22 protein-coding genes and 2 pseudogenes are annotated in these 21210 nt (G+C 45.8%); 14 read left to right on the forward strand and 10 right to left on the reverse strand.

Annotation, left to right across the window (positions count from 1 at the left end):
- The first annotated feature begins 38 nt into the window (after positions 1–38).
- Positions 39–872, forward strand: a complete 834-nt coding sequence (locus tag JCM14374_RS01780) for a bifunctional 5,10-methylenetetrahydrofolate dehydrogenase/5,10-methenyltetrahydrofolate cyclohydrolase (RefSeq protein ID WP_054692696.1) — start codon at positions 39–41, stop codon at positions 870–872.
- On the opposite strand, the gene JCM14374_RS15065 is transcribed toward JCM14374_RS01780, so the two are convergent.
- Positions 860–1384 (reverse strand): lytic transglycosylase domain-containing protein, encoded by a 525-nt coding sequence (locus JCM14374_RS15065; RefSeq protein ID WP_054692703.1) that lies wholly within the window; start codon positions 1382–1384, stop codon positions 860–862. The two genes, JCM14374_RS01780 and JCM14374_RS15065, sit on opposite strands and share 13 nt — an antisense overlap.
- A 217-nt stretch (positions 1385–1601) precedes the next feature.
- Between JCM14374_RS15065 and JCM14374_RS14270 the strand changes: the two genes are divergently transcribed.
- Genes JCM14374_RS14270 through xseB form a run of 3 tightly spaced genes read left to right on the forward strand, consistent with a single transcriptional unit; the run spans position 1602 to position 3036 of the window.
- Positions 1602–2009: an exodeoxyribonuclease VII large subunit gene (locus JCM14374_RS14270; RefSeq protein WP_242848771.1), complete on the forward strand. Its 408-nt coding sequence runs from the start codon at positions 1602–1604 to the stop codon at positions 2007–2009.
- Positions 2009–2815, forward strand: a complete 807-nt coding sequence (gene xseA, locus JCM14374_RS01790; RefSeq protein ID WP_242848772.1) for an exodeoxyribonuclease VII large subunit — start codon at positions 2009–2011, stop codon at positions 2813–2815. The genes JCM14374_RS14270 and xseA overlap by 1 nt, the downstream gene beginning before the upstream one ends.
- Positions 2806–3036: an exodeoxyribonuclease VII small subunit gene (gene xseB, locus JCM14374_RS01795; protein ID WP_054692706.1), complete on the forward strand. Its 231-nt coding sequence runs from the start codon at positions 2806–2808 to the stop codon at positions 3034–3036. The genes xseA and xseB overlap by 10 nt, the downstream gene beginning before the upstream one ends.
- On the opposite strand, the gene JCM14374_RS13300 is transcribed toward xseB, so the two are convergent.
- The 5 genes and pseudogenes from JCM14374_RS13300 to JCM14374_RS15520 all read right to left on the reverse strand — a co-directional run.
- Entirely contained in the window at positions 3033–3608 is a 576-nt protein-coding gene (locus tag JCM14374_RS13300) for an MFS transporter (RefSeq protein ID WP_157048905.1), read from the reverse strand. The genes xseB and JCM14374_RS13300 overlap by 4 nt on opposite strands.
- The gene (locus JCM14374_RS13305; protein ID WP_157048906.1) at positions 3608–4606 is read right to left on the reverse strand and encodes a DHA2 family efflux MFS transporter permease subunit; all 999 of its coding nucleotides are present in this window, start codon (positions 4604–4606) and stop codon (positions 3608–3610) included. Before JCM14374_RS13305 ends, JCM14374_RS13300 begins: the two co-directional genes overlap by 1 nt.
- A 23-nt stretch (positions 4607–4629) precedes the next feature.
- On the reverse strand, positions 4630–5733 hold the full coding sequence (locus tag JCM14374_RS01805; protein ID WP_054692709.1) for an HlyD family secretion protein: 1104 nt from the start codon (positions 5731–5733) through the stop codon (positions 4630–4632).
- A 222-nt stretch (positions 5734–5955) separates the two neighbouring features.
- Positions 5956–6156 carry a hypothetical protein gene (locus tag JCM14374_RS14275; RefSeq protein WP_054692712.1) on the reverse strand — a complete coding sequence of 67 codons (201 nt, stop codon included), beginning with the start codon at positions 6154–6156 and terminating at the stop codon, positions 5956–5958.
- Positions 6157–6210: 54 nt separating this feature from the next.
- A pseudogene (locus tag JCM14374_RS15520) lies at positions 6211–6411 on the reverse strand (TetR/AcrR family transcriptional regulator); the annotation flags it as partial.
- A gap of 244 nt (positions 6412–6655) precedes the next feature.
- Between JCM14374_RS15520 and JCM14374_RS01815 the strand changes: the two are divergent.
- From JCM14374_RS01815 to recN, 10 genes and pseudogenes are all read left to right on the forward strand, one after another.
- Positions 6656–7440, forward strand: a pseudogene (locus JCM14374_RS01815) (polyprenyl synthetase family protein).
- A gap of 787 nt (positions 7441–8227) precedes the next feature.
- Entirely contained in the window at positions 8228–8728 is a 501-nt protein-coding gene (locus tag JCM14374_RS01820) for a hypothetical protein (protein WP_242848773.1), read from the forward strand.
- A gap of 6 nt (positions 8729–8734) precedes the next feature.
- On the forward strand, positions 8735–10657 hold the full coding sequence (gene dxs / locus JCM14374_RS01825) for a 1-deoxy-D-xylulose-5-phosphate synthase (protein WP_054692717.1): 1923 nt from the start codon (positions 8735–8737) through the stop codon (positions 10655–10657).
- Positions 10638–11447, forward strand: coding sequence for a TlyA family RNA methyltransferase (locus JCM14374_RS01830; protein WP_054692720.1), 810 nt, complete (start codon positions 10638–10640; stop codon positions 11445–11447). The genes dxs and JCM14374_RS01830 overlap by 20 nt, the downstream gene beginning before the upstream one ends.
- Before the next feature lie 3 nt (positions 11448–11450).
- Positions 11451–12269 carry an NAD(+)/NADH kinase gene (locus JCM14374_RS01835; protein ID WP_054692724.1) on the forward strand — a complete coding sequence of 273 codons (819 nt, stop codon included), beginning with the start codon at positions 11451–11453 and terminating at the stop codon, positions 12267–12269.
- A gap of 181 nt (positions 12270–12450) precedes the next feature.
- Positions 12451–12909: an arginine repressor gene (gene argR, locus JCM14374_RS01840; protein ID WP_054692727.1), complete on the forward strand. Its 459-nt coding sequence runs from the start codon at positions 12451–12453 to the stop codon at positions 12907–12909.
- A gap of 40 nt (positions 12910–12949) precedes the next feature.
- The gene (locus JCM14374_RS01845) at positions 12950–14335 is read left to right on the forward strand and encodes an aspartate ammonia-lyase (protein WP_054692730.1); all 1386 of its coding nucleotides are present in this window, start codon (positions 12950–12952) and stop codon (positions 14333–14335) included.
- Positions 14328–15566: a [FeFe] hydrogenase H-cluster maturation GTPase HydF gene (hydF, locus tag JCM14374_RS01850; RefSeq protein WP_242848774.1), complete on the forward strand. Its 1239-nt coding sequence runs from the start codon at positions 14328–14330 to the stop codon at positions 15564–15566. Before JCM14374_RS01845 ends, hydF begins: the two co-directional genes overlap by 8 nt.
- A 6-nt stretch (positions 15567–15572) precedes the next feature.
- Positions 15573–15830 carry an AAA family ATPase gene (locus JCM14374_RS01855; protein WP_054692732.1) on the forward strand — a complete coding sequence of 86 codons (258 nt, stop codon included), beginning with the start codon at positions 15573–15575 and terminating at the stop codon, positions 15828–15830.
- Entirely contained in the window at positions 15827–17254 is a 1428-nt protein-coding gene (recN, locus tag JCM14374_RS01860; protein ID WP_054692734.1) for a DNA repair protein RecN, read from the forward strand. The genes JCM14374_RS01855 and recN overlap by 4 nt, the downstream gene beginning before the upstream one ends.
- Positions 17255–17290: 36 nt before the next feature.
- On the opposite strand, the gene JCM14374_RS01865 is transcribed toward recN, so the two are convergent.
- The 4 genes from JCM14374_RS01865 to JCM14374_RS01880 all read right to left on the reverse strand — a co-directional run bounded on the left by JCM14374_RS01865 (position 17291) and on the right by JCM14374_RS01880 (position 21202).
- Positions 17291–18433 carry a methyl-accepting chemotaxis protein gene (locus JCM14374_RS01865; RefSeq protein WP_054692736.1) on the reverse strand — a complete coding sequence of 381 codons (1143 nt, stop codon included), beginning with the start codon at positions 18431–18433 and terminating at the stop codon, positions 17291–17293.
- Between the two features lie 29 nt (positions 18434–18462).
- Positions 18463–18897 carry a chemotaxis protein CheW gene (locus JCM14374_RS01870; RefSeq protein ID WP_054692740.1) on the reverse strand — a complete coding sequence of 145 codons (435 nt, stop codon included), beginning with the start codon at positions 18895–18897 and terminating at the stop codon, positions 18463–18465.
- Between the two features lie 243 nt (positions 18898–19140).
- The gene (locus tag JCM14374_RS01875) at positions 19141–19515 is read right to left on the reverse strand and encodes a response regulator (RefSeq protein ID WP_054692743.1); all 375 of its coding nucleotides are present in this window, start codon (positions 19513–19515) and stop codon (positions 19141–19143) included.
- A 241-nt stretch (positions 19516–19756) separates the two neighbouring features.
- On the reverse strand, positions 19757–21202 hold the full coding sequence (locus tag JCM14374_RS01880) for a sigma-54-dependent transcriptional regulator (protein ID WP_054692746.1): 1446 nt from the start codon (positions 21200–21202) through the stop codon (positions 19757–19759).
- Between the last annotated feature and the right edge of the window lie 8 nt (positions 21203–21210).

Here is a 21210-nt window from a genome sequence, read left to right on the forward strand (position 1 = left end):
CATCAAGGAAAAACTTATAGACTTTGAGGTGTAAAAACGTGCAGATTATTAGCGGGATGGAGATTGCGCAAGAGATTAAACAATCTCTCCGGGCTGCCAATGAAAAAGAGAATATATGCCCTGTACTGGCTGTTATCCTGGTGGGAGAACAAGAAGACAGCCTTGTCTATGTAGGCTTAAAAGAAAAAGCGGCAGATTATATCCATGGCCGGTTAAGACTTGTTCGCCTGGATGCCGAGATCGAAAAGGAAACCATTTTACAGACTATTAATGAACTTAACCGAGATGACGGTATTCACGGCATTATCCTGCAGCTTCCTTTGCCTGATAAATTGGAACCATGGCGGGAAGAAATCCTGACTGCCATTATACCGGAAAAGGATGTGGATGGTTTTAACCCTTACAATAGGGGACGTTTGTTTACAGCATCCCGAGGTTACGCAAGTTGTGCGGCTTCAGGATGTCTGGAAGTAATCAGGCGGGTTTATCCTGCTTATCGAGAAAAGAATATTGTACTGGTGGGAGATTCTTTTGATCTTATTATGCCCCTGGCGGTATTGTTGATCAAGGATAATGCACAGGTGCGGGTGATCCCCGAGTATAAACCAGATCTTCCAGGAGAAGCTGATATTCTGGTAATAGAAAAGGGTGCGCCCCAGGTCTTGACAGGGGAACACTTAACAAAAGCATTATTGCTTATTGACGCCGGGTTTTACTGGCATTCCGGCACAAGCTGCGGAAATGTAGATAAAGATTCAGTAGTTAATAATGAAGGTTATCTCCTGCCTGTTCCCGGAGGATTAGGCCCGATTCTGATTGCCAAACTTATGGAAAACTTATGTATAGCCGCTCGTGGCGGTCAGGCCATATAATCGATATTTTGTACGATTTTTTTCACATAAGCCTGGGTTTCTTTATAGGGCGGAATGCCGCCGTATTTTTTTACCGCTCCGCTGCCGGCATTATAGGCTGCCAGGGCCAGAGACACGTTGCCGCCAAACTCATCCAGCTTTTGTTTCAGGTATTTAGTGCCCGCCATAATATTTTGTTCCGCGTCAAAAGGATTAACCACCCCCAGAGCCTTGCCGATTGCAGGCATTAACTGCATGAGACCCTGGGCTCCGCATTTGGAAACCGCCAGCGGATTAAATGAAGACTCCTGCTTAATAACCGCACTTATTAGACTTTCATCAACCCCGTATTTCTCACTGGCCTGCTTAATAATCTCGCTGAAGGGGATTTTAGAGCTGACTTGATTATTAATGTTCTTAACAGAATCATTGACGGGTGTTTTTTTAACTCTTAATGAACCAAGGGATGGCAAGGACTCCAACAATTCCAGCAGTTTCAACCGGCTAAAGAAATTCAGGAAAAAGTCGGACATACTAATCCTCCCCCAAATTGATAATGTCTCAGATATTAAAAGTTTACCACGAAGAAGTGATTTGGAAAATAAATAGTAAGAAAATAGACCCTAAAAAGGATTTAGGTTTCATACAAACTTACCTTAAAATCATCTCCCATAAGGGATTAGGTTAACGTTTTACCTTTAACAATGTTATGTAGTATTATCGAAGAGAATATAGCGTTGGAAGTGTTTTATGAACGAATTTCTAACTGTCAGCGAATTAAATAATTACATTGGCAGCTTGCTGGACTGTGAACCGGGCTTGCACGGCTTCTGGTTAAAGGGCGAGATTTCAGGGTTTAAGCTTTACCAGCAATCGGGGCATATGTATTTTACGCTTAAGGACCAGGAGAGCAGCATCAGTTGTGTTATGTTCAAGAGCCGGGTACGGACTTTGGGATTCCAACCAGAAGACGGCATGGAAGTTTTGCTGCGGGGTTCGGTATCAGTTTTCGCCCGACAGGGAAAATACCAGGTATATGCCGAAGAGATGCAGCCGTATGGCGTAGGAGGATTGTTTCTATATCTGGAGAAACTAAAGGCCCGGCTGGAAGCGAGGGTTGCTTTGCCGCCGATAAAAAGAGGACGGTTCCCCGGATAGTGAACCGTCTGGGTATAGTTACTTCGCAGGATGGAGCGGCCTTGCGGGATATTCTAAAAGTCGTGCGCCAGCGTCACAGTAAGGTGGAAATCGTTCTGGTGCATAGTGCCGTACAGGGCCTGGATGCGCCGGCGGAGATTGCCCGGGGCATTAGATGGTTGAACCGCCAGAATTATGTCGACCTTATTATTGTGGGACGGGGCGGGGGCTCCTTTGAGGACCTGATGGCTTTCAACAGCGAAGAGGTAGTCAGGGCTATCTGTGAATCGGTTATTCCAGTGATATCAGCCGTCGGCCATGAAGTGGATTATTGCCTGGCGGACCTGGCGGCTGATCTAAGAGCTGCTACCCCAACCCAGGCCGCGCAGCTGGCGGTACCGGATATTGACGGACTTGAGGCGGATATTAACAATTACCGCCACAGGCTTATAAGGGCCATTGACTATAAAATCTCTTATCGCAGTGAAACGCTTGACCGCATGATGATTAAAAAAATATGGACACAACCTGGTGTTTTGTTGGAAGAACGCCGGCACGATGTGCGAGAATTGCGACAGAAATTATGCCAACTGGCTGCAGAACGTTGTAAAGATAAAACCATGGCCCTGTCTTTGGCGGCTACCGCCTTGGACAAGCTGAGCCCGCTCAAGGTTTTGCAGAGGGGGTACGCCATCGCCAGCCGGGAAGGGCAAATCATTAATAAGAGCGAACAGGTTAATATTGGTGATGAAATCAATATTGATCTTTACCAGGACCGGTTGGCGGTTAAGGTTATAGGCAAGGAGACGGTGATCAGATGGCAATGAGCTTTGAACAGGCCATGAAAAACCTGGAACAAATCGTGGAAAATCTTGAATCGGGCAGTCTGGAACTCGAAGAATCGTTGAAGCTGTTTGAAGAGGGCATAGCTTTATCACGTTACTGCCAGAAGCTCTTACAGGAGGCCGAAGGCCGTATTCAGCGCCTTATAGAAAATGAAAGCGGTGAACTTATTCTCCAGGAGCTTAATATAGAAGAACAGGGCTAATTTTCACTAAGCAGCCTTTGATTAGCCTGGATTTCAGGTATTTCTTGCACGGGATTCCTGCCTTTTAAAAACAGGCTGAAAAACACAGCCATTAGACATATGGCGGCGGCTACGATAAAACAATCGTCAATAGCCTCAACCATTGAAAACATGGCCAGTTTTTTAGCTATCAGAGCCAGGCTGGCTATTTGTGAAGTTCCGCTTAACCAGCCCATACCTGCCCCGAGCCCGGCTGACCATTTTTGCAAAGCGATACCATCCGCTGTGTTAAGGTTGATTAATGCAGCCATATTGGCATAATGAAAGACCTGGCGGTGCTGCATCAGGGTTGTAAACATCGCAATACCCAGAGAAGCCGCTATCTGCAGAATAACATTGCGCAAAGCCGAGGCTTTGCTGATTAGACTTAAAGGGACTGTGGCCATGCCGGCCGTAGTGGCTGTTATCATGGAAAGTCCCATGCCAATGCCTCTAAACACCATCAGCAGACTCATAACATAAAAAGGCGTCATTTCAGTAAAATCGCTCATCATGTAAGTGGTTACCGTTACCAGGGCCAGGCCGATCAACACTACTCCCCGGGCGCGTAACGGTCGAAAATACGGCCGCTAATAGGCATCATTACCGCCGTGGCAATAGCCGAGGGAAACACGATTAGTCCGGTTTTCATGGCACTCTGGCCTAAAACGCTTTGCAAAAGCAGGGGGAACAAAAACATGCCGCCAAACATGCCGATATTTAGAGTGATACCGATCAGGGTAGAGACAGTAAATTGAAAATCCTTAAATAAACGCAGCTCTAAAAGCGGTTCGGGATGGGTAAGCTCATTATAAACAAATATTGACAAAGCCGTGGCGGCAACAGCAAATAGTGAAACAATATAGGGCGAACCCCAGCCGTGTTTGCTGCCCTGGCTGAGGGCCAGGAGGAGGCAAAACAGGCCGATGATGGAACTGATTAGTCCGGTGAAATCAAAATGTTTGCCTTTTATGGATTCAGTCTCACTTAAAAGGATAGAGGACAGAACCAGGTTTATTATGCCAATAGGCACATTGACATAGAATATCAATCGCCAGCTTACGTATTCTACCAGGTAACCGCCCAGGGTAGGCCCTATTGCGGGAGCAGCCATAGCCGCAATACCCCAGACCCCCATCACCAGGCCAATTTTATTGCGAGGAACTACCCGGTAAACAAAGGCCATACCTAACGGCGTCATTATGCCGCCTCCGATAGCCTGTATAATCCGGGCCGCGATCAGGCTGTTAATACTCCAGGCCAGGCCACAGATAGCAGATCCCGCCGTAAATAGAGCCAGGGCTATAAAATACATGCGTTTGTAGCCAAAACGATCTGCCATAAAGCCGGTGACCGGCATCACCACACCCAATGTCATTAAATAACAGGTTAATACCCATTGGATGGAATCGCTGGTGGCGTTGAATATAGCCATAATTTTGGGCAAGGCTACATTTACAATACTGCCGTTTAGAACTGCCATAAACGTGCCAATCAATATGACCGATATAACCGACCATTGAATTTTCTGATCATCTTGTGAGGGACGCATATTACGACTATCTCCCGTAAGGTTTAAGGTATGGTGTGAATTTTCACCTGAGCGGACATTCCGGGTTTAAGGGGCAGGTTCCGGTAAAGGGGAATAATCTTAACCGGCAAACGCTGGACTACCTTGGTATAATTTCCGGATGAATTTTCAGTCGGCAAAAGGGAAAAGAACGATTGGGTTGCGCTGCCAACTGAAACTACCCGCCCTGGAATGACCTGACCAGGATAACTGTCGATCTTGATATCTACTTTTTGACCGGGCTTGACGCGGCCTATTTTCTTTTCCTCTATGTTGGCCGTAATCCAGGTGGAGTCAATGTTACATATGCTTACTATGGTTTGTCCCAAACTTACATTTTCACCCGGCTGTGCCAGAAGTCTTACTACCCGGCCGCTGCAGGGAGCGACTATAACGCTGTTTTGATAATTGTAACGGGCGGTTTCATACAGAGCCTGACTCTGTTTCAAAGCGGCTGCATATGAAGGACCGGCAGTCTTCAATTTCGAACCGCTATTGGCTCTGGCCTCCTCCAATGCGGCCTGCAATGATAACATATTAGCCTGGTCGACATCGAGCAGGTCTTGAGCGCTGGCAGCTTTGCTCTTGGCGCTATCAAGCAAATCCTTGGACAATGCGCCTGACTGATAGAGGGCTTCGCTCTTTTCGAGATTTCTATTAGCATCAGCCAGAGCGATTTCGCTGTTTTTGACTTTGGCCCGGGCTGCCGCAAGGTTTTTCTCGGCCTTATCAATTGAAGCCTCAGCCGCTTTTAAATCCTCGGGAAGTTTTTCATAGTTAATTTTGGCCAGTTCTAAACCGGCCTCGGCCTGGTTGAGGGCAATCCTTAATGATGTTTGATCCAAATTAGCAAGTACCTGTCCGACTTTAACTTCTTGTTCTTCTTTAACCATGACTGACTCCAGGCGGCCTGCTACTTTAGGACTCACATCAATGATATCTCCGGTAACTTTGGCATTATCCGTAGTTATACTGGTTTTAAGCTCTTGTCTCCACCACAAACCAGCGGCAACAGCTAAAACTACAGCCCCTAAAAGAATCAGCAGGATAACATTTCTGCGTTTATGTTCGATATTTTCATGATCAACCGGGTGGGTCTGATTGTCCAAGCTAAGTTCCTCCCCCAATTATGTTTGTATCATCTTTCTACTGCTTTAGCAGGCCGTTGAATAAAACCGCCTTAAAAAACTCCTGATCTTTTTGAGGGTCATTTTTATCGCTTTTATTTTCTGCGGATTCTATGCTAAAGCCGCGTATTATATTGCGTAAGGCCCTGGCCATCCTGTAGCTGTCAGTGGTTATGAAAACACCTTGCTCTATGCCTCTATCTATTATTGCTGCCAGTAACTGCAGTTTTTTTCCCGGATAGAATTAAATTCAGACATCCAGTGCTCCGGGACGGCTTTGGCAAACAAAAGCCGGGTCAAGGATAAAAACAAACGGTTATAGGTCATAAAAAACTCATATTGCAGAGAAAGGTATTGGTTCAGAGCTGCGCGGGCATCGGTTTCAACCGCGCATTTATCATGCATATTTATATAACTTTCTTCTGTTACCTGATAAATGAGATAGTATAATATTTCTTCTTTACTATCAAAATATTGGTAAATGGTGCCTTTGCCGAATTCGGCGGCTTTGGCGATATCCTGGACTGTTACTGCTTCAAAGTCTTTATCGAGATATAATTGCCGGGCAGCATTGGCGATTAATTGTTTTTTAAATTCACGTTCAGCTTCCTTGCGTGAAATCCCGAAAACCCCCTTTAATTGACCGCGTGGTTTTAAAATTGACCAACAAGTTTTATATTAGATTTGTAAGATTCAGGTGTCAAGTGATTATTCCTTAAAAGATAATCAAAATCGAGAAAAATGGTAAAATGAATAAATCAAGTTGATTAGAGGAGCAGAACGTATGGAACTGGATGTTAAAGCATTTAAAAAAGAAATGTCTAATAGAAAGGAATATGTTGACTCCTGTTTACAAAAGTATCTGCATAACGTAGAGATTCAGCCGGCGGTTATTCACGAAGCCATGTATTACGCGGTTTTAAATGGAGGAAAACGTCTGCGCCCTATTCTCGTATTCGAAGGAGCGATTCTGGCGGGAGCCAGGCGGGAGACTGTGATGCCGTTGGCCTGTGCGGTAGAAATGATTCATTGTTATTCTTTGGTGCATGATGATCTTCCGGCTATGGATGATGATGATTTCAGAAGGGGGAAGCTACCTGCCATAAGGTTTTCGGTGAAGCTAACGCTATTTTAACTGGGGATGCCCTCTTAACGGCTGCTTTCGAATTAATGAGTCTTAATGCCCAGGTGGAAGGCATAAAGCCTGCATACTTGATAAGGGTTATCGGAGAGATAGCCCGGGCTGCTGGCAGCCGAGGCATGATCGGCGGTCAGGTGATTGATCTGCAATCAGAGGGAAAAGCAGTTGATTATGAAACCTTGCGCACCCTGCATAGTCTTAAAACCGGCGAGCTTTTTCGGGCTTCTTTACGGGCCGGAGCTATATTAACGGGTATGAATGAAGCAGGAGTTAATGCCCTGGACGATTATGCCAGGAGCTTTGGGTTGGCTTTTCAGATTACTGACGATATATTAGATATAAAAGGCAACGAAGAACTAATAGGCAAACCGGTGGGCAGTGATGAAAAGAACCATAAGACTACCTATCCCAGCCTGTTTGGTTTGGAGAAATCATATGAACTGGCGCGGGAAAGTGTAGAAGCCTGCATAGCCAGCCTGGAGCGTTTTGGACCGGAAGCTGACTTCCTGCGTCGATTAGCAGCTTATGTTCTGATTCGTGAAAGCTGAAAGGCTGAAATCGCTCAATAAACCACCAGGCTGGATTGTATTTTGGGCCTGTGATATAATAGGCATCGACAAGATGACTGGCAAAAGGTTGCAGTATTCTAGTCAGCCCTACCAGTTTGAAGACGGGGCTAAAAATCCGTTAAGGGCACAACGATGAAGCTTCTGGTGTCGGCTTTGGACGCCCAGTCCGGGGTCGTCGCTGGGAGTTAAGGGTGTGGGGGCAATCCGCAACGGCATGCGGGCATGACCCTCATATCCGTGGAGGCTTTCTATCGGAGACGATAGAAAGAAAACCTGCATTTGGTAGAAGCTGGGTGCAGTGTAGCCTGCCTTGAGTGGAGGCGGCGGATGAACGCAAAAGGGTGAAAAAGTCCCGGCCAGGACTGTATCGCCTGTTCTGAAACCGTCGGCTGCAAAAGAGGCTAGAAACTGGTGTGGGCTGCCGGGGAAAACCCCTAGACTGATTGCTTTTTAGCATAGTTTATCGAGGATTAAAGTGCGTACTAAGTGGTAATCCAGTCTCATAACCGGCGACGGTATGAAGCGGGCATAAAGGGAAACCGCCCATCTGGCAACAGTTGGGAGACCTGCTGGGAAAACCTTCTGGACCTAAGTCGCAGCGTTTACTCGCTAAACAACCTTTTGCCGGTATATTGACCGGACCTGGATTAGTATCCATGTCTGGATGTACATAATATTAAATGGATAGTGAAGGATAAAAGGTGCAGATACAGAAGACGAGCCTGATATCAGGCTGATTATCGCCTTCTTTACATTTTTTATAGCCTTGCTGGTAAGTATAGGCTCTGAAGCTCTGGTAAGGGCGGTTAACAGCGTGATAGTCGCTGTTTTTCTGCTTTTATTGATAATATTTCTGGGAATATTTTTTGATATTATAGGTACAGCATCAACCGCGGCGCTTTTGCCACCTTTTAATGCTCAAGCCGCCAAGAAATTATATGGAGCCCGGCAGGCGGTGACTCTGATTCGCAATGCCGATCTGGTCGCTAATTTCTGCAATGACGTTGTGGGGGACATTTCCGGTACTCTAAGCGGCGCTATCGGAGCAGGCATAGTGGTCAAACTTGCTCAGCAGTTTGCATTGATTGATACGGTACTGGCCGGAGCTGTAATGACCAGCATTATTGCCGCTTTGACAGTGGGAGGAAAAGCGGTGGGTAAGGGAATGGCGATTAATCATTGCAATGCAATCATATCAAGAGTAGCCAGGGTAGTGGCCTGGTGGGAAGATATCAGCGGGATGGAATTGTTTAAAAACAGAAGGTGAATATAGATGTACAAACGGATTACCGAAATTAACTCGCCGGATGATGTCAAAAAGCTGAATATAAACGGTATGTATGAATTGGCCGATGATATAAGAGAAATGCTCATTGAGAGTGTTTCCCGCTGCGGAGGGCATCTGGCTTCTAATCTGGGTGTAGTGGAACTGAGCATTGCTTTGCACTATGTTTTTGATTCTCCGCGGGACAAAATAATCTGGGATGTAGGCCATCAGAGTTACGCCCATAAAATTCTGACCGGCCGCTGGCAGCAGATGAATATGCTCAGACAGTTCGGAGGCCTGTCTGGTTTTCCCAAACAGGAAGAGTCGGTGCATGATGCCTTTAATACCGGCCACAGCAGCACCTCTATTTCTGCCGCGTTGGGACTAGCATTGGCCCGTGATATTCAGGGTGAAAAGTATTCGGTTGTGGCAATAATTGGTGACGGAGCCTTGACCGGAGGCATGGCCTTTGAAGCCTTAAACCACGCAGGTCATATAGAAAAGGATTTAATAGTAGTTTTAAATGATAACGAAATGTCCATTTCTAAAAATGTCGGAGCCATGTCTGCTTATCTTAACCGTCTGCGTACCGATCCCGGCTATTCCAAACGCAAGGAAGGGATAGAACAGGCCCTGAATAAAATTCCGGCTATTGGACCCAATATCGCCAGAGCGGCGGGCAAGTTTAAAGACACGGTGAAGTATATGATGGTACCAGGGGTGCTTTTTGAAGAACTGGGCTTTAAATACATTGGACCGGTTAACGGCCATGATCTGGAGGAATTGATTCCGGTTCTGTCTAATGTAGCCAAAATGAAGGGACCGGTTCTGGTACATACCATAACCAGTAAAGGGCGGGGTTATGAACCGGCTCTGGAGGATCCTGACCGTTTTCATGGTATCGGTCCTTTTGATATCGAAACCGGTATAACCGTACCTAAACCGATTAAAACCTATACAGAAATATTTGGAAAATTTATGTTGGAAAAAGGACGCGAGGACCCCAAAGTGGTAGCTATTACCGCAGCCATGACCAGCGGTACCGGTTTAACCGAATTTGCCCATAATTTTCCGCACAGGTTTTTTGATGTCGGTATCTGTGAACAGCATGCCGTGACTTTGGCGGCAGGTATGGCTCGGGGAGGCCTCAAACCGGTGGTGGCCATCTATTCGACATTCCTGCAGCGCGCCTATGATCAGATTATACACGATGTGGCTATGCAAAATCTTCCGGTGATTTTTGCCCTCGACCGTGCCGGGTTAGTCGGTGAAGACGGCCCTACTCATCATGGTATTTACGATCTGGCCTACCTGCGTTCGATTCCTAATATGACGGTTATGGCTCCGGCCAATGAACGCGAACTCATAGATATGCTATATACCGCTTTTACAATCAACGGTCCGGTGGCAATACGTTATCCGCGGGGCGCCGGGGAAGGATTGGAGTTGCCGCCTCAGCCCGCCAAAGTAGAAATTGGACAGTCTGTAGTCTATGAAAAGGGAGAACACCTGGTTATAATCGGCATTGGCCGCGGGGTCAACCTGGGACGCGAAGTCCGGAGCATACTTGCCAAGCAAGGTATTGAAGCATCATTGCTGGATGCTCGTTTTGTGAAACCACTGGATGAGGAGCTCATCATAAAAATGGCGGCCAATCGCGGTCGTCTGGTTTGCATTGAAGACGGATGTTTGGCGGGGGGATTTGGTTCAGCTGTATTGGAAACACTGGCGAAACATAATGTAAAAGCGGATGTGCTTTGTTTTGGTATTCCGGACGAATTTGTGGAGCATGGCCGCGTGGATCAGTTATTTGATCTATTAAATCTTGATGCGAATTCTATTAGTGAATCGATTATGAACCGCTGGCCGGAAATAACTTCGCGGGAAAAGACATGGAGGCTGCTCAAATTTGGCAAAAATCAGGCTTGATCTTCTGCTGCAGGAAAAAGGATGGGCGTCCAGCCGGGAAAAAGCCCGGGCATTTATCCTGGCGGGTGAGGTTGCAGTAGATGGCCGCGTTATTGATAAAGCCGGTACCCTCGTTGAAGAAAACGCAGAGATTGAAATTAGGCACAGCGGCTCCCGTTACGTCAGCCGCGGGGGACTCAAGCTGGAAAAGGCCATCCGGGAATTTGGATTGAATTTTGAGGATAAGCTGGTATTGGATGTAGGCGCATCAACCGGAGGATATACTGATTGCGCCTTACAGCATGGGGCTGCCCGGGTATATGCGCTGGATGTCGGGTATGGGCAGCTGGACTGGAGCCTGCGCAACGACCCGCGGGTAGTATGCATAGAACGCACTAACATTCGTTACTTTACTCCCGAAGAACTGAGCGAAAAGGTGGATATAATAACCGTAGACGTTTCTTTTATTTCCACTGCTTTAGTTTTCCCGGTAATTCAAAAACTGATAAAGCAGGACGGAGATATTGCAGTTCTGATTAAGCCGCAGTTTGAAGCAGGCAAAAACAAAGTTGGCAAAAAAGGCGTTGTCAAAGACGTTTTGGTGCACAGGGAAGTTCTGCTTCATTCCATAGAATCTGCCCGGCTTAATGGCTTAACTTGTTTGAAACTTACTTATTCACCTATTACTGGACCTCAGGGTAATATAGAATTCTTTTTGCACCTTAGACCCGGGGACGAAACCTTTGGCGATTGGGAGCATGAGGTAGTCAAAGTAGTTGAAGAGGCACATAAGGAACTGGGAGGACATTAGCTTTTGAGAATCCTGTTGGTTTGCAACCGTTACAAGCAGAGCACCCAACTGGTGGCTGAAAAACTTACTGAAGAAATTATAGGTCTAGGGGCCGGGGTGGAAATTGATGATGGTTATAATGTATCCACTACTTCCGGCTGCGACATTATCATAGTGCTGGGAGGAGACGGAACCATAATTAGAGCTGCCCGCACCTATGGCAGTTTTGGCATCCCTATGCTGGGAGTAAACATGGGAACTGTAGGGTTTTTAACGAAAATCGAAATAGAAGAACTCCATCAGCCTAATCTAAAGCGTCTGCTGGCCGGGGATTATCATATTGACGAACGTATGATGCTTAATGTGGAAGTTTTTGAGGATAATCGTTCTGTGTTAAGTGTATCTGGTTTAAATGACGTTGTGGTACGAGCAGTAGTGCCGCGCATGCTCAGTGTTGGCCTGGAAGTATCGGGCCAGGACCTTGGAATTTATCGGGGTGACGGGCTCTTAGTAGCCACACCTACAGGATCTACCGCGTATTCACTTTCTTCCGGAGGACCTGTTTGCGATCCGGCACTGGGTGTGTTTGTTGTTACTCCTCTGGCTTCTATTCATAGCAGTAAAAGACCCCTGGTAATCAACGGCGAACACAAATTAATTGTAAGCCCGATTGAAAGTGATGAAACGGTTATATGTATAGATGGTCAGGTACGCCATGAATTCAGGCCCGGCTGCCGGGTGGAAATCTCCAAATCAGAACACAAACTCAAACTGGTTGATTTGAATTCAATACCGTTCTTTGCGGGACTCAATGAAAGACTGGGCCGCATAGAGAACAGCTAAGAGCGATTCAACAAGAATAAGTGAATCCCAGGCTCATTAACCACAGATGAACACTGATAAAACACTGATGTACACAGATTGTTTTTAAGGGTTAATTAATTATCTTTAAAACATAGAATAATTCAATCGTTGATATATCTGTGTGTTTCTGTGGTATATTGTTCTGCTAAGGAGGGAGACTGTGAAACAGCAGCGTCGTTATGCCATTATAAACATCATTAACGAGAACCGCATTGAAACCCAGGAAGAACTCAGGGAGGCGCTGCTTCGTGCGGGCTACAGTGTTACTCAAGCCACCGTCTCCAGGGATATAAAGGACTTACATCTTGTAAAAGCAGCCGATGCCAGAGGGTATCGTTATGCCCTGCCCGGCCAGGTTTCCGGAGCAAATTCGCAGGAACGCATACGCAGAATTTTCACAGATTCAGTTTTGCACCTGGATTACAGTGAAAATATTATAGTTTTAAAAACCCTGCCAGGCGGAGCACAGGCAGTTGCTTCTCTCATAGATACCATGGGCAGAAAAGAGATACTGGGAACCGTAGGCGGAGACGATACGATATTGGTGGTAATAAAGCCCATTGAAGCGGTCCCGGTTATAATGGAAGAATTTAGTCGTTTGCTGCGGAACAGCATCTGAGCCATTTTAATTGCGCCCGAGATAGAGCGGGGTGAAATCAATGCGGGTGGAAAGTGATTATCTGGGGGAAGAGAATATTCCCGATGACGCTTATTATGGCATTGCCACAGCCAGAGCACAAAAAATTTATGATGTCAGCGGATACCGCTGGCAGCGGGTATTCATTAAAAGCCTGGCCCAGGTAAAGCAGGCAGCGATACTTACTTTAAAAGAATTAAATTATCTTGATGCCTCCAAAGCCGATGCCCTGCTCATTGCTTCGCGTGATCTGGAAGAGGGCAGTTTGGATAAACACATAGTAGTTGATCCGTTGCAAGGCGGCGCCGGTACAGCTACAAACTTCAATGTAAATGAGGTTTTGGCCAACCGCGCTCTGGAAATACTAGGGTACGCAAGGGGAAATTACGATATAATTAACCCCCTGGATGATGTTAATAAATTTCAATCCACCAATGACGTTATACCTACCGCTTCTCGCCTGGCAGTAATATACTCCCTGAAGGAACTTGAAAAGCAGATAGAAAACCTGCAGCGGGCTTTGCAGGATAAGGAGCAGGTCTTTGCCGGAATAATTAAATCCGGGCGGACCCAGTACCAGGCTGCCGTTCCGGTTTCCCTGGGCATGGAATTCGGCGCCTGGGCGGAAGCTATAGCTCGTGACCGCTGGAGGGTTTATAAATCCTTTGAACGTATAAAGGTTTTAAATATCGGGGGAACCGCAGTGGGGACAGGCATAACCGCACCCCGTAAATACATATTCCGGGTGATTGATAAGCTCCGCAGTATCAGCGGTTTGGGGGTGGCCCGGGCGGAAAACCTGGTAGAGGCCACCAGCAATAATGACGTTTATTCCGAGGTCAGCGGCATAATGCGCAGCCATGGCGCCAATTTGATTAAAATAGGAAACGACTTGCGGTTTCTGTCGTCAGATGCCTGTGGGGAGATAAAACTCAAACCATTGCTGCGGGGTTCGTCCATAATGCCGGGCAAGGTTAATCCGGTGGTGCCAGAGATGATGGTGCAAGCGGGTCTGAAGGTTTTGGGCAATGACAGCATTATTGCCCAGGCAGTAGCAGCCGGACATCTGGAGCTTAATGCCTTCATTCCGCTGATTACTTATACCATGCTGGAGTCTTTGGAAATGCTTACCCGTGTAGATGAACGCGCAGTAAGATATTGTATAAATGATATAAAGGCTGACGAAGGACGTATTCGTGAGAACTTTTACCGCAGCAATGCTGTGATTACGGTTCTGCTGCCTTATCTGGGTTATGGACAGGCTGAAGAGATATGGAAATTCATGCAGGAAGAACAGGTTGATGTAGTAAAAGCAAACCAGGAACTGAATTTTATAGCCGAGAGCAAACTGAAAGAGATATTACAGCCGCACAATCTATTGAGATTGGGGGAGACGGATATTGAGTGATTTAAATGAGACTCCGCGTGGTATGAGAACCGTTATTGCTTTTCTGGGGCGGCGCAATGCCGGCAAATCATCTTTGCTGAACGCTCTGGTAGGATATGACCTGGCTATTGTGTCAGATGTGGCTGGAACTACTACAGACCCGGTTCATAAAGCGGTAGAAATTAACCCCCTGGGACCATGTGTGGTTATCGACACGGCCGGCATTGATGATGTGGGGGCTCTAGGGCAAATGCGCATCGAAAAAACCCGCGAAGTGATAAAAGACAGTGACTTAGGCCTGATTATTATTGGTGATGGCAGCTGGACAGATTTTGAAGAAGAAATCTATCAGATGTTGAAAGAAAAAGATAAACCGGTAATAGCGGTAATCAACAAGGTGGATATAGACGCAGGCAAAGACTTGGAAATCCTGTTGACAAATAAAAATATAGAATATGTACGTACCTCGGTCCCTGAAGGCCTGGGTATAAAAGAACTTAAAGAAAAAATACGCGCGCAAAAAAAGGCCGAACGTTTTGAGGATTTATCGATTATAGGCGACATTATAAACGCAGGCGACCTGGTGCTCCTGGTAGTGCCTTTAGACCTTGGCGCACCCAAAGGACGTTTAATACTGCCCCAGGTACAAACCATACGGGATATTCTAGATAATGACGCTACCGCCGTTGTGGTTAAGGAAAGGGAATTGGCGGATACACTGGATAAGCTATATGTAAAACCTGGCCTGGTAATAACCGATTCACAGGTGGTTTTGAAGGCCGCCGGAGATGTACCGCCTGAGATACCCTTAACCACTTTTTCAACCATATTTACCCGTTTTAAAGGTGATCTGCGCCAGATGGTTGAAGGGGTTGGCGCAATTGACCAACTGCAAAACGGAGACAAGGTTTTGATTGCCGAGGCCTGCACACACCACGCTCTGGCTGATGACATCGGCAGGGTAAAAATACCGCGCTGGATTACGCAGTACAGCGGGAAGGACCTCAGCTTTGACGTAGCCGCGGGTCCGAATTTCCCCCCTAATATTAAAGATTACAGCCTGATTGTACAGTGCGGGGGCTGCACCATCACCCGGCGGGCTTACTGCAACCGTATAGAAACAGCTGCAGAGCAGGGTGTGCCAATAACCAATTATGGTATAGCCATATCTTACGTGCAGGGAGTCCTGCCCAGGATAATAAGCCCCTTCCCCGAACTGCGCGACCTGGCAGAAGAATTAAAGGCTTGGTGATGAAATTTGCTGCAGGAGATATACATAAAAAACCTGATCTTGATTGATGAATTGCGCATGGAATTCGGGCCGGGGCTGAACGTGCTGACCGGTGAAACCGGGGTCGGTAAATCAATTATAATGGATGCCCTTGGTTTGATAAGCGGGGAACGTATTCGCAGCGATTTGGTGCGAAACCCAGAAGAAAAAGCTCTGGTAGAGGCTGTTTTTTCCTCGATGATGATTGTGAAGCCAGTTATTACTTACGAGCCAGTGAACTCTTGAATGAGGAAGAGGATACAGTAATTATCAGCCGGGAGATTATCCCCGGCGGGCGCAGTACGGTTAAAATTAACGGCCGCAATGTAAGTCTGGGGCAATTACGAAGTATTATATCAACTCTGCTGGATATGCACTTGCAGCATGAGCACCTGAGCATATTTAAACCTTCGCTTTACTTGCAGTATCTGGACGGGTTCATAGAAGGACAGGAACAACTCCTGAAAGAATTGGGCGAAATTTACAAGCGTTTGAGCCAGCAAAGAGAACAGCTTAATAACATCCGACAAAATGAGGCTCATAAACTCCAGCAGATAGACTTTCTAAATTATCAAATACAAGAAATCGAAAAAGCAGGGTTATATCCGGGGGAAGAAGAAGAGTTATCCAGTTTGCGTTATCGCGTTCGCAATGCTCAGCGTCTGCTGGAAGGAAGTACCCGCATGTTGGATCTCATTAATGGCAGCGATTCCTCGCCAGGCGCCATCGATCTTATCGCGGCTGCTATGGATTCTAGTACATCTTTAAAAGACGAATCTGTTTTTATCGGTCTTAAAAATCAATTGGAGGAGATTTACTACTCACTGCAGGATATCTCATCAAGCATCAGCATGTATAGCCGCGGGCTGGATTTTGAGCCGGGACGACTTGACGAGATTGAAGAAAGATTATATGAAATCAAACGATTAAAAAATAAATATGGCCAGGATATTAATGCAATATTGGAATTTGCTCAGAAATCCCGTTTGGAACTCGAACATCTGACCCATAGCCAGGAAATACAGGATCAACTTGAAAAAGATCTTGCCGTGTCGGAAAGGGAATACCTGGATCTGGCGCGCCGGATCAGCAGCCTGCGTCATCAAGCCGCCTGGAATATGGAGAAAAGGGTCAAAACAGAGTTAACCCAGCTTAACCTGCCGCACCTTCAATTTCAGGTAGTGGTCAGCCCCAGTGAAAAATGGACCGCCCGTGGTATAGATCAGGTCGATTTTTTGTTTTCAGCTAATCCCGGCGAAACTCCCCGGCCTATGGAAAAAATAGCATCAGGGGGAGAAATATCACGTTTTGTATTGGCTTTAAAATCCGCCCTGGCAGATATATATAAGGTTCCCACCCTGATTTTTGACGAAATCGATGCAGGGGTGGGAGGAAGCGCGCTGAATGCTATGGCTCGTAAACTGGTTGAATTGTCTCGAAGTCACCAGATTATACTTGTTACCCACGCTCCCCAGGTAGCAAGCTTGGCCACTGTTCACTACACAGTGGAAAAAGAGGCAGCAGAACAAAGCACCTTGACCCGCACCCGCCGGTTAAACCAGCAGGAACGGGTAGAAGAAATAGCCCGCATGCTCGGCGGGGAACATTACTCCGAGATTACGTTCGCCCATGCCCGAGAAATGCTAAGAGCTGCAATACATGGTGAATGACAGGGTACTCATACCCCCTGTCCAGTCAATTCATAGTTACATCTCTTTAGCCATTTTGTCCAGCTGTACTGCCATACTGGTTATTTCTTCGATACTGGCTGTCATTTCTTCTGTGGCGGCTGCCTGTTCCTCACTTGAGCGTAGTGTAAGTTCGCTGCTTTTGGTAGTTTCACTGATTCTTTCTTTGATGCGGTCGGTCAATCCGCGGATTTTAACCACGGTCTCTTTTGACTCATCTGAAAGCTTTCGTATTTCTTCTGCAACAACTCCGAAACCTCTGCCTGCTTCGCCGGCCCGGGCTGCTTCTATGGCGGCGTTTAACCCCAGCATTTTGGTCTCATCAGCTATTTGTTTAATAAATGCCAGGACTTCGTTTATTTCTTCCGATACGTTGTAGATCTCGGTTACATTATGGTTTAGAACCTGCTGGTTGGTAGTAACCTGTGACGCTGACGCCGCCATTTCCTCAATTACGGACGATATTTGTTCCAGCCCGGAAGTTAAGTTGTTGGCCATTTCTTTTAAATCGGTTGCATGCTGACGGGGCAACCCCATACCAAAAGTACCGACTAGCTCATCCCCATCAAATATGGGATAAGTCAGCACTTGTACCGGCTTGCCGTAGAATTCAGCTGGAAGGTCCCTTATTACAGGTTTTTTGGTATTAATGGCTTCCTGTGAGGGCGATCCTTCTTTAATAGGGGAACCTACAACGATATCCGGGAACCCGAATTTTTTCGAATCATAGCGGTAGGCAAAGTCAGTCAGGCTGGTAATAAATAGAGTTGCGCCCTCAGGGAACATCTCGCCTATAAGCGGAGCAAAGTCATTGAAGGCAGCAGCTAAAGGGTGTATGCGTGGAAACATTATAATAGTACTGCCGACTATATCGTCCCCGTCAATTATGGGGTTGGCAATCATAAGCGCACGCGTGCCGTAAACACTGCGGGGGATATTTTCGCGTTCTTCTTTTTTATTTTGCATGCACTGGTATGGGGCTCCGCCGGTCCTTACTTTCACTCCAACTACAAACTTGGGAATGTCAAACGAAGCCGATGCCAGTTTCCAATTAACACATTCCCGGTCAGTGGTAGCAAAAATTACACCGCCAGGGATTAGATCAATCATCGAAGCAGCTAATTGTTTCCAAACTTCAGCTTTTTCCACTGTTATTATCATTGTTGATACCCCCTTAAATATTTATGTAACTAACCGAGAATCTTATCTGCGTTAAGCAGAATAAGAAGTCTGTTATCAAATCTGGCTACGCCTAAAATATATTCGATACGGATGCCGGTGCCGATATTATCTGCGGGTACAATACGTTCATCCGCAATGTTTATGACCTCTGATACCTCGTCTACGATCAGGCCTATCCTTTTGCCTCCTATTTCAATAACTATGATCCTGGTATCATCGGTAATATCAGAATCAATTAACATGAATTTTTTCTTGGTATCGACTACAGGAATTATACAGCCTCGCAAGTTAATGATTCCCAGGATATAATCAGCGGTATTGGGCAGCCTGGTTATGGCCGGCAGCCTGATGATTTCCTGTACCTTGCCTATTTCTATTCCATATTCCTCTTTTCCCAGGGAAAACACTACCGATTGCATATTTTTATTGATACCTGTCTGCATTTCTATTCCTCCCGGCATAAGCATTTTGGATTTATTGCCAAGATTGATTAAATCCTGGATACTAGTTTTTCATTACTTTAAACCACTGCCTTGTCGGACATTTTCTATAAAGCCTGGTTATGGTCTGAACCTCCTTTCAATCAGGGCAATAGGCACTCATAATCTGCAAGGCGTCAGCCTGGCAGTAACCCTGGCTTCCAGCAAAATCTTACCGCTCTTGATCATACAATCATCTTGTTAATACTAAAGAAAAAACCATAAACGTTCTTCTAAACGGTTTATTATTTCTAAAAGCTGTTCTATATTTATAGGTTTACGCAAATAAGCACATATCGTATTGTCAATATCCGAGGTCAATTCTGGTTTGTCATATCCTGAAATCAGGATTGTATTTACGGCTTGACCGCCGGGAGAACGTTTAATCTGGGATATCAGCTCTATTCCCGACATTGCAGGCATTTGAACATCACTGATAACCAGGTGAAATTTCTCCTGGCTGAATCTGTTCAGGGCCTTCATTCCATTGCTGCATTCTATGACATGGTGTCCGTTATTTTTTAGGAAACGGGCTATACTCGACCGGCTTAATTCATCATCATCAACTAAAAGTATTTTCAAATAACTCACCTCTCGATTTCGGCAACCGGTAACAATGTGGAGTGGGGATTTCATTTGTTTTTCATTAATTTAATAAAACTTATTGCAAAAGATATGCCAATAGTCACAAATAATAAAAGATGCCCACAAAATATGCGACCAACAAAAAAGGGACGTTAAATGTCCCCAATGTAATAGGTTTTTTTATGGTATAAAATTAGACAATAGGACAAAAGTTAACACTGTTATAGGCGCTAAGTCCTTAATCCATATGTTTAAGCCGGTAAACAAGAGAACTGCGCGAAATCCCGAGATAACGAGCTGTCTCGGTTTTGTTGCCATTATGCATATCCAGGGCCTTGCGAATAATGCGGTTGATGAACTGTTCCAATGGCAGACCCTGGGAAGGAAGTATAAAATGACTCTCATTAAGATTGAGAACAGCCTCGGACGCAGCTTTAGAATTTTGATGCTGAATACTATCAAGGTGGTGGAGTTTAAGCTTATTATCGTCCCACATTACAACCGCTCTTTCAATAGTATTTTTTAATTCCCTGACGTTGCCCGGCCAATTATACGATAATAGTACTTCACGTGCATCCCTGGAAATTGTCTTAAATCTTTTACATTTTTCACGGGCAAATTTAAACAGAAATGCTTCTGCCAGCGGGATGATTTCTTCTGTCCGTTCGCGCAGGGGAGGTATTATTATTTTTCCCGTATTCAGACGGTAGTAAAGATCTTCCCTAAAAGCTCTTTTAGCAACCATGTTTAGTATGTCACGATTGGTAGAACAAATAATACGCACGTCAGCTTGGATAACCTTCAGACCACCTACCCGGTAGTATTCTTTTTCTTCCAGAACACGCAGCAGTTTTGCCTGGTCTTCTGCCGGTATTTCAGTTATTTCATCGAGAAAAAGGGTTCCTTCTTGTGCCAGGTCCAGCTTGCCTTTATTTCCTTTAGGCAGACCTCCTGTAAAAGCACCCGCTTCATAACCGAACAATTCACTTTCAAACATATTATGGGGAATAGACGCACAATTAAGACCGATAAAAGAGGTAGTAACCCCGCCTTCACCATAATGTATATAACGGGCCACTACTTCCTTGCCAGTTCCAGTCTCGCCCTCGATAAGAACTGGTATGGAGCGGTCCTTATGTAATATGCTGGCCTGTCTGAATACCCTTTTCATAGTATCAGAAAAGACTACGATTTCATTAAGACCTATGGCCTGAGAATAAGCCTTGCGAAGTGTTAACAGTTCCGCTTTCGTTTCACGGGTAGCAACATCCACAGCAGCAGCAAAACGGGTGGTTAAAATTTCATTTTCTCGTTTCATAGACTGGTGTTCGGCTACCCGCCTGGTTAGTATGACCAATTCATTGACATCAATGGGTTTAAGCAGGTAGTCATAAGCCCCGGCCCTCAAAGCCTCAATGGCAGTATCCTGGTCGCTGTAGGCAGTGAACAGAACCACATATACATCAGCCAGGCCCGGTGTGCTGTGGATTTTTCTCATCAGGTCAATCCCTGACATGCCTGGCATACGATTATCAGTAAGAACGAGGTGGAATTCAGCCGTTAGCAAGGTTTCGAGGGCCGCGTATCCGTTTTCCCGATCAATAACCGTGTGTCCTAATCTTCGCAGGAACATAGCCAGATATTCTCTGTTAGTTTGTTCGTCATCAACAAGTAAAATATTCAACTGAAATC

This window comes from Syntrophomonas palmitatica JCM 14374 (assembly GCF_001311885.1).
Classification (GTDB): domain Bacteria; phylum Bacillota; class Syntrophomonadia; order Syntrophomonadales; family Syntrophomonadaceae; genus Syntrophomonas_A; species Syntrophomonas_A palmitatica.

Bases quoted from the DNA above. Each gene is read 5' to 3' on its own strand.
- JCM14374_RS15065 (WP_054692703.1), bottom strand. From the start codon at position 1,384: ATGTCCGACTTTTTCCTGAATTTCTTTAGCCGGTTGAAACTGCTGGAA.
- JCM14374_RS14270 (WP_242848771.1), top strand. From the start codon at position 1,602: ATGAACGAATTTCTAACTGTCAGCGAATTAAATAATTACATTGGCAGC.
- xseB (WP_054692706.1), top strand. From the start codon at position 2,806: ATGGCAATGAGCTTTGAACAGGCCATGAAAAACCTGGAACAAATCGTG.
- JCM14374_RS13305 (WP_157048906.1), bottom strand. From the start codon at position 4,606: ATGCGTCCCTCACAAGATGATCAGAAAATTCAATGGTCGGTTATATCG.
- JCM14374_RS14275 (WP_054692712.1), bottom strand. From the start codon at position 6,156: ATGCATGATAAATGCGCGGTTGAAACCGATGCCCGCGCAGCTCTGAAC.
- dxs (WP_054692717.1), top strand. From the start codon at position 8,735: ATGTACAAACGGATTACCGAAATTAACTCGCCGGATGATGTCAAAAAG.
- JCM14374_RS01845 (WP_054692730.1), top strand. From the start codon at position 12,950: ATGCGGGTGGAAAGTGATTATCTGGGGGAAGAGAATATTCCCGATGAC.
- JCM14374_RS01865 (WP_054692736.1), bottom strand. From the start codon at position 18,433: ATGATAATAACAGTGGAAAAAGCTGAAGTTTGGAAACAATTAGCTGCT.
- JCM14374_RS01870 (WP_054692740.1), bottom strand. From the start codon at position 18,897: ATGCAGACAGGTATCAATAAAAATATGCAATCGGTAGTGTTTTCCCTG.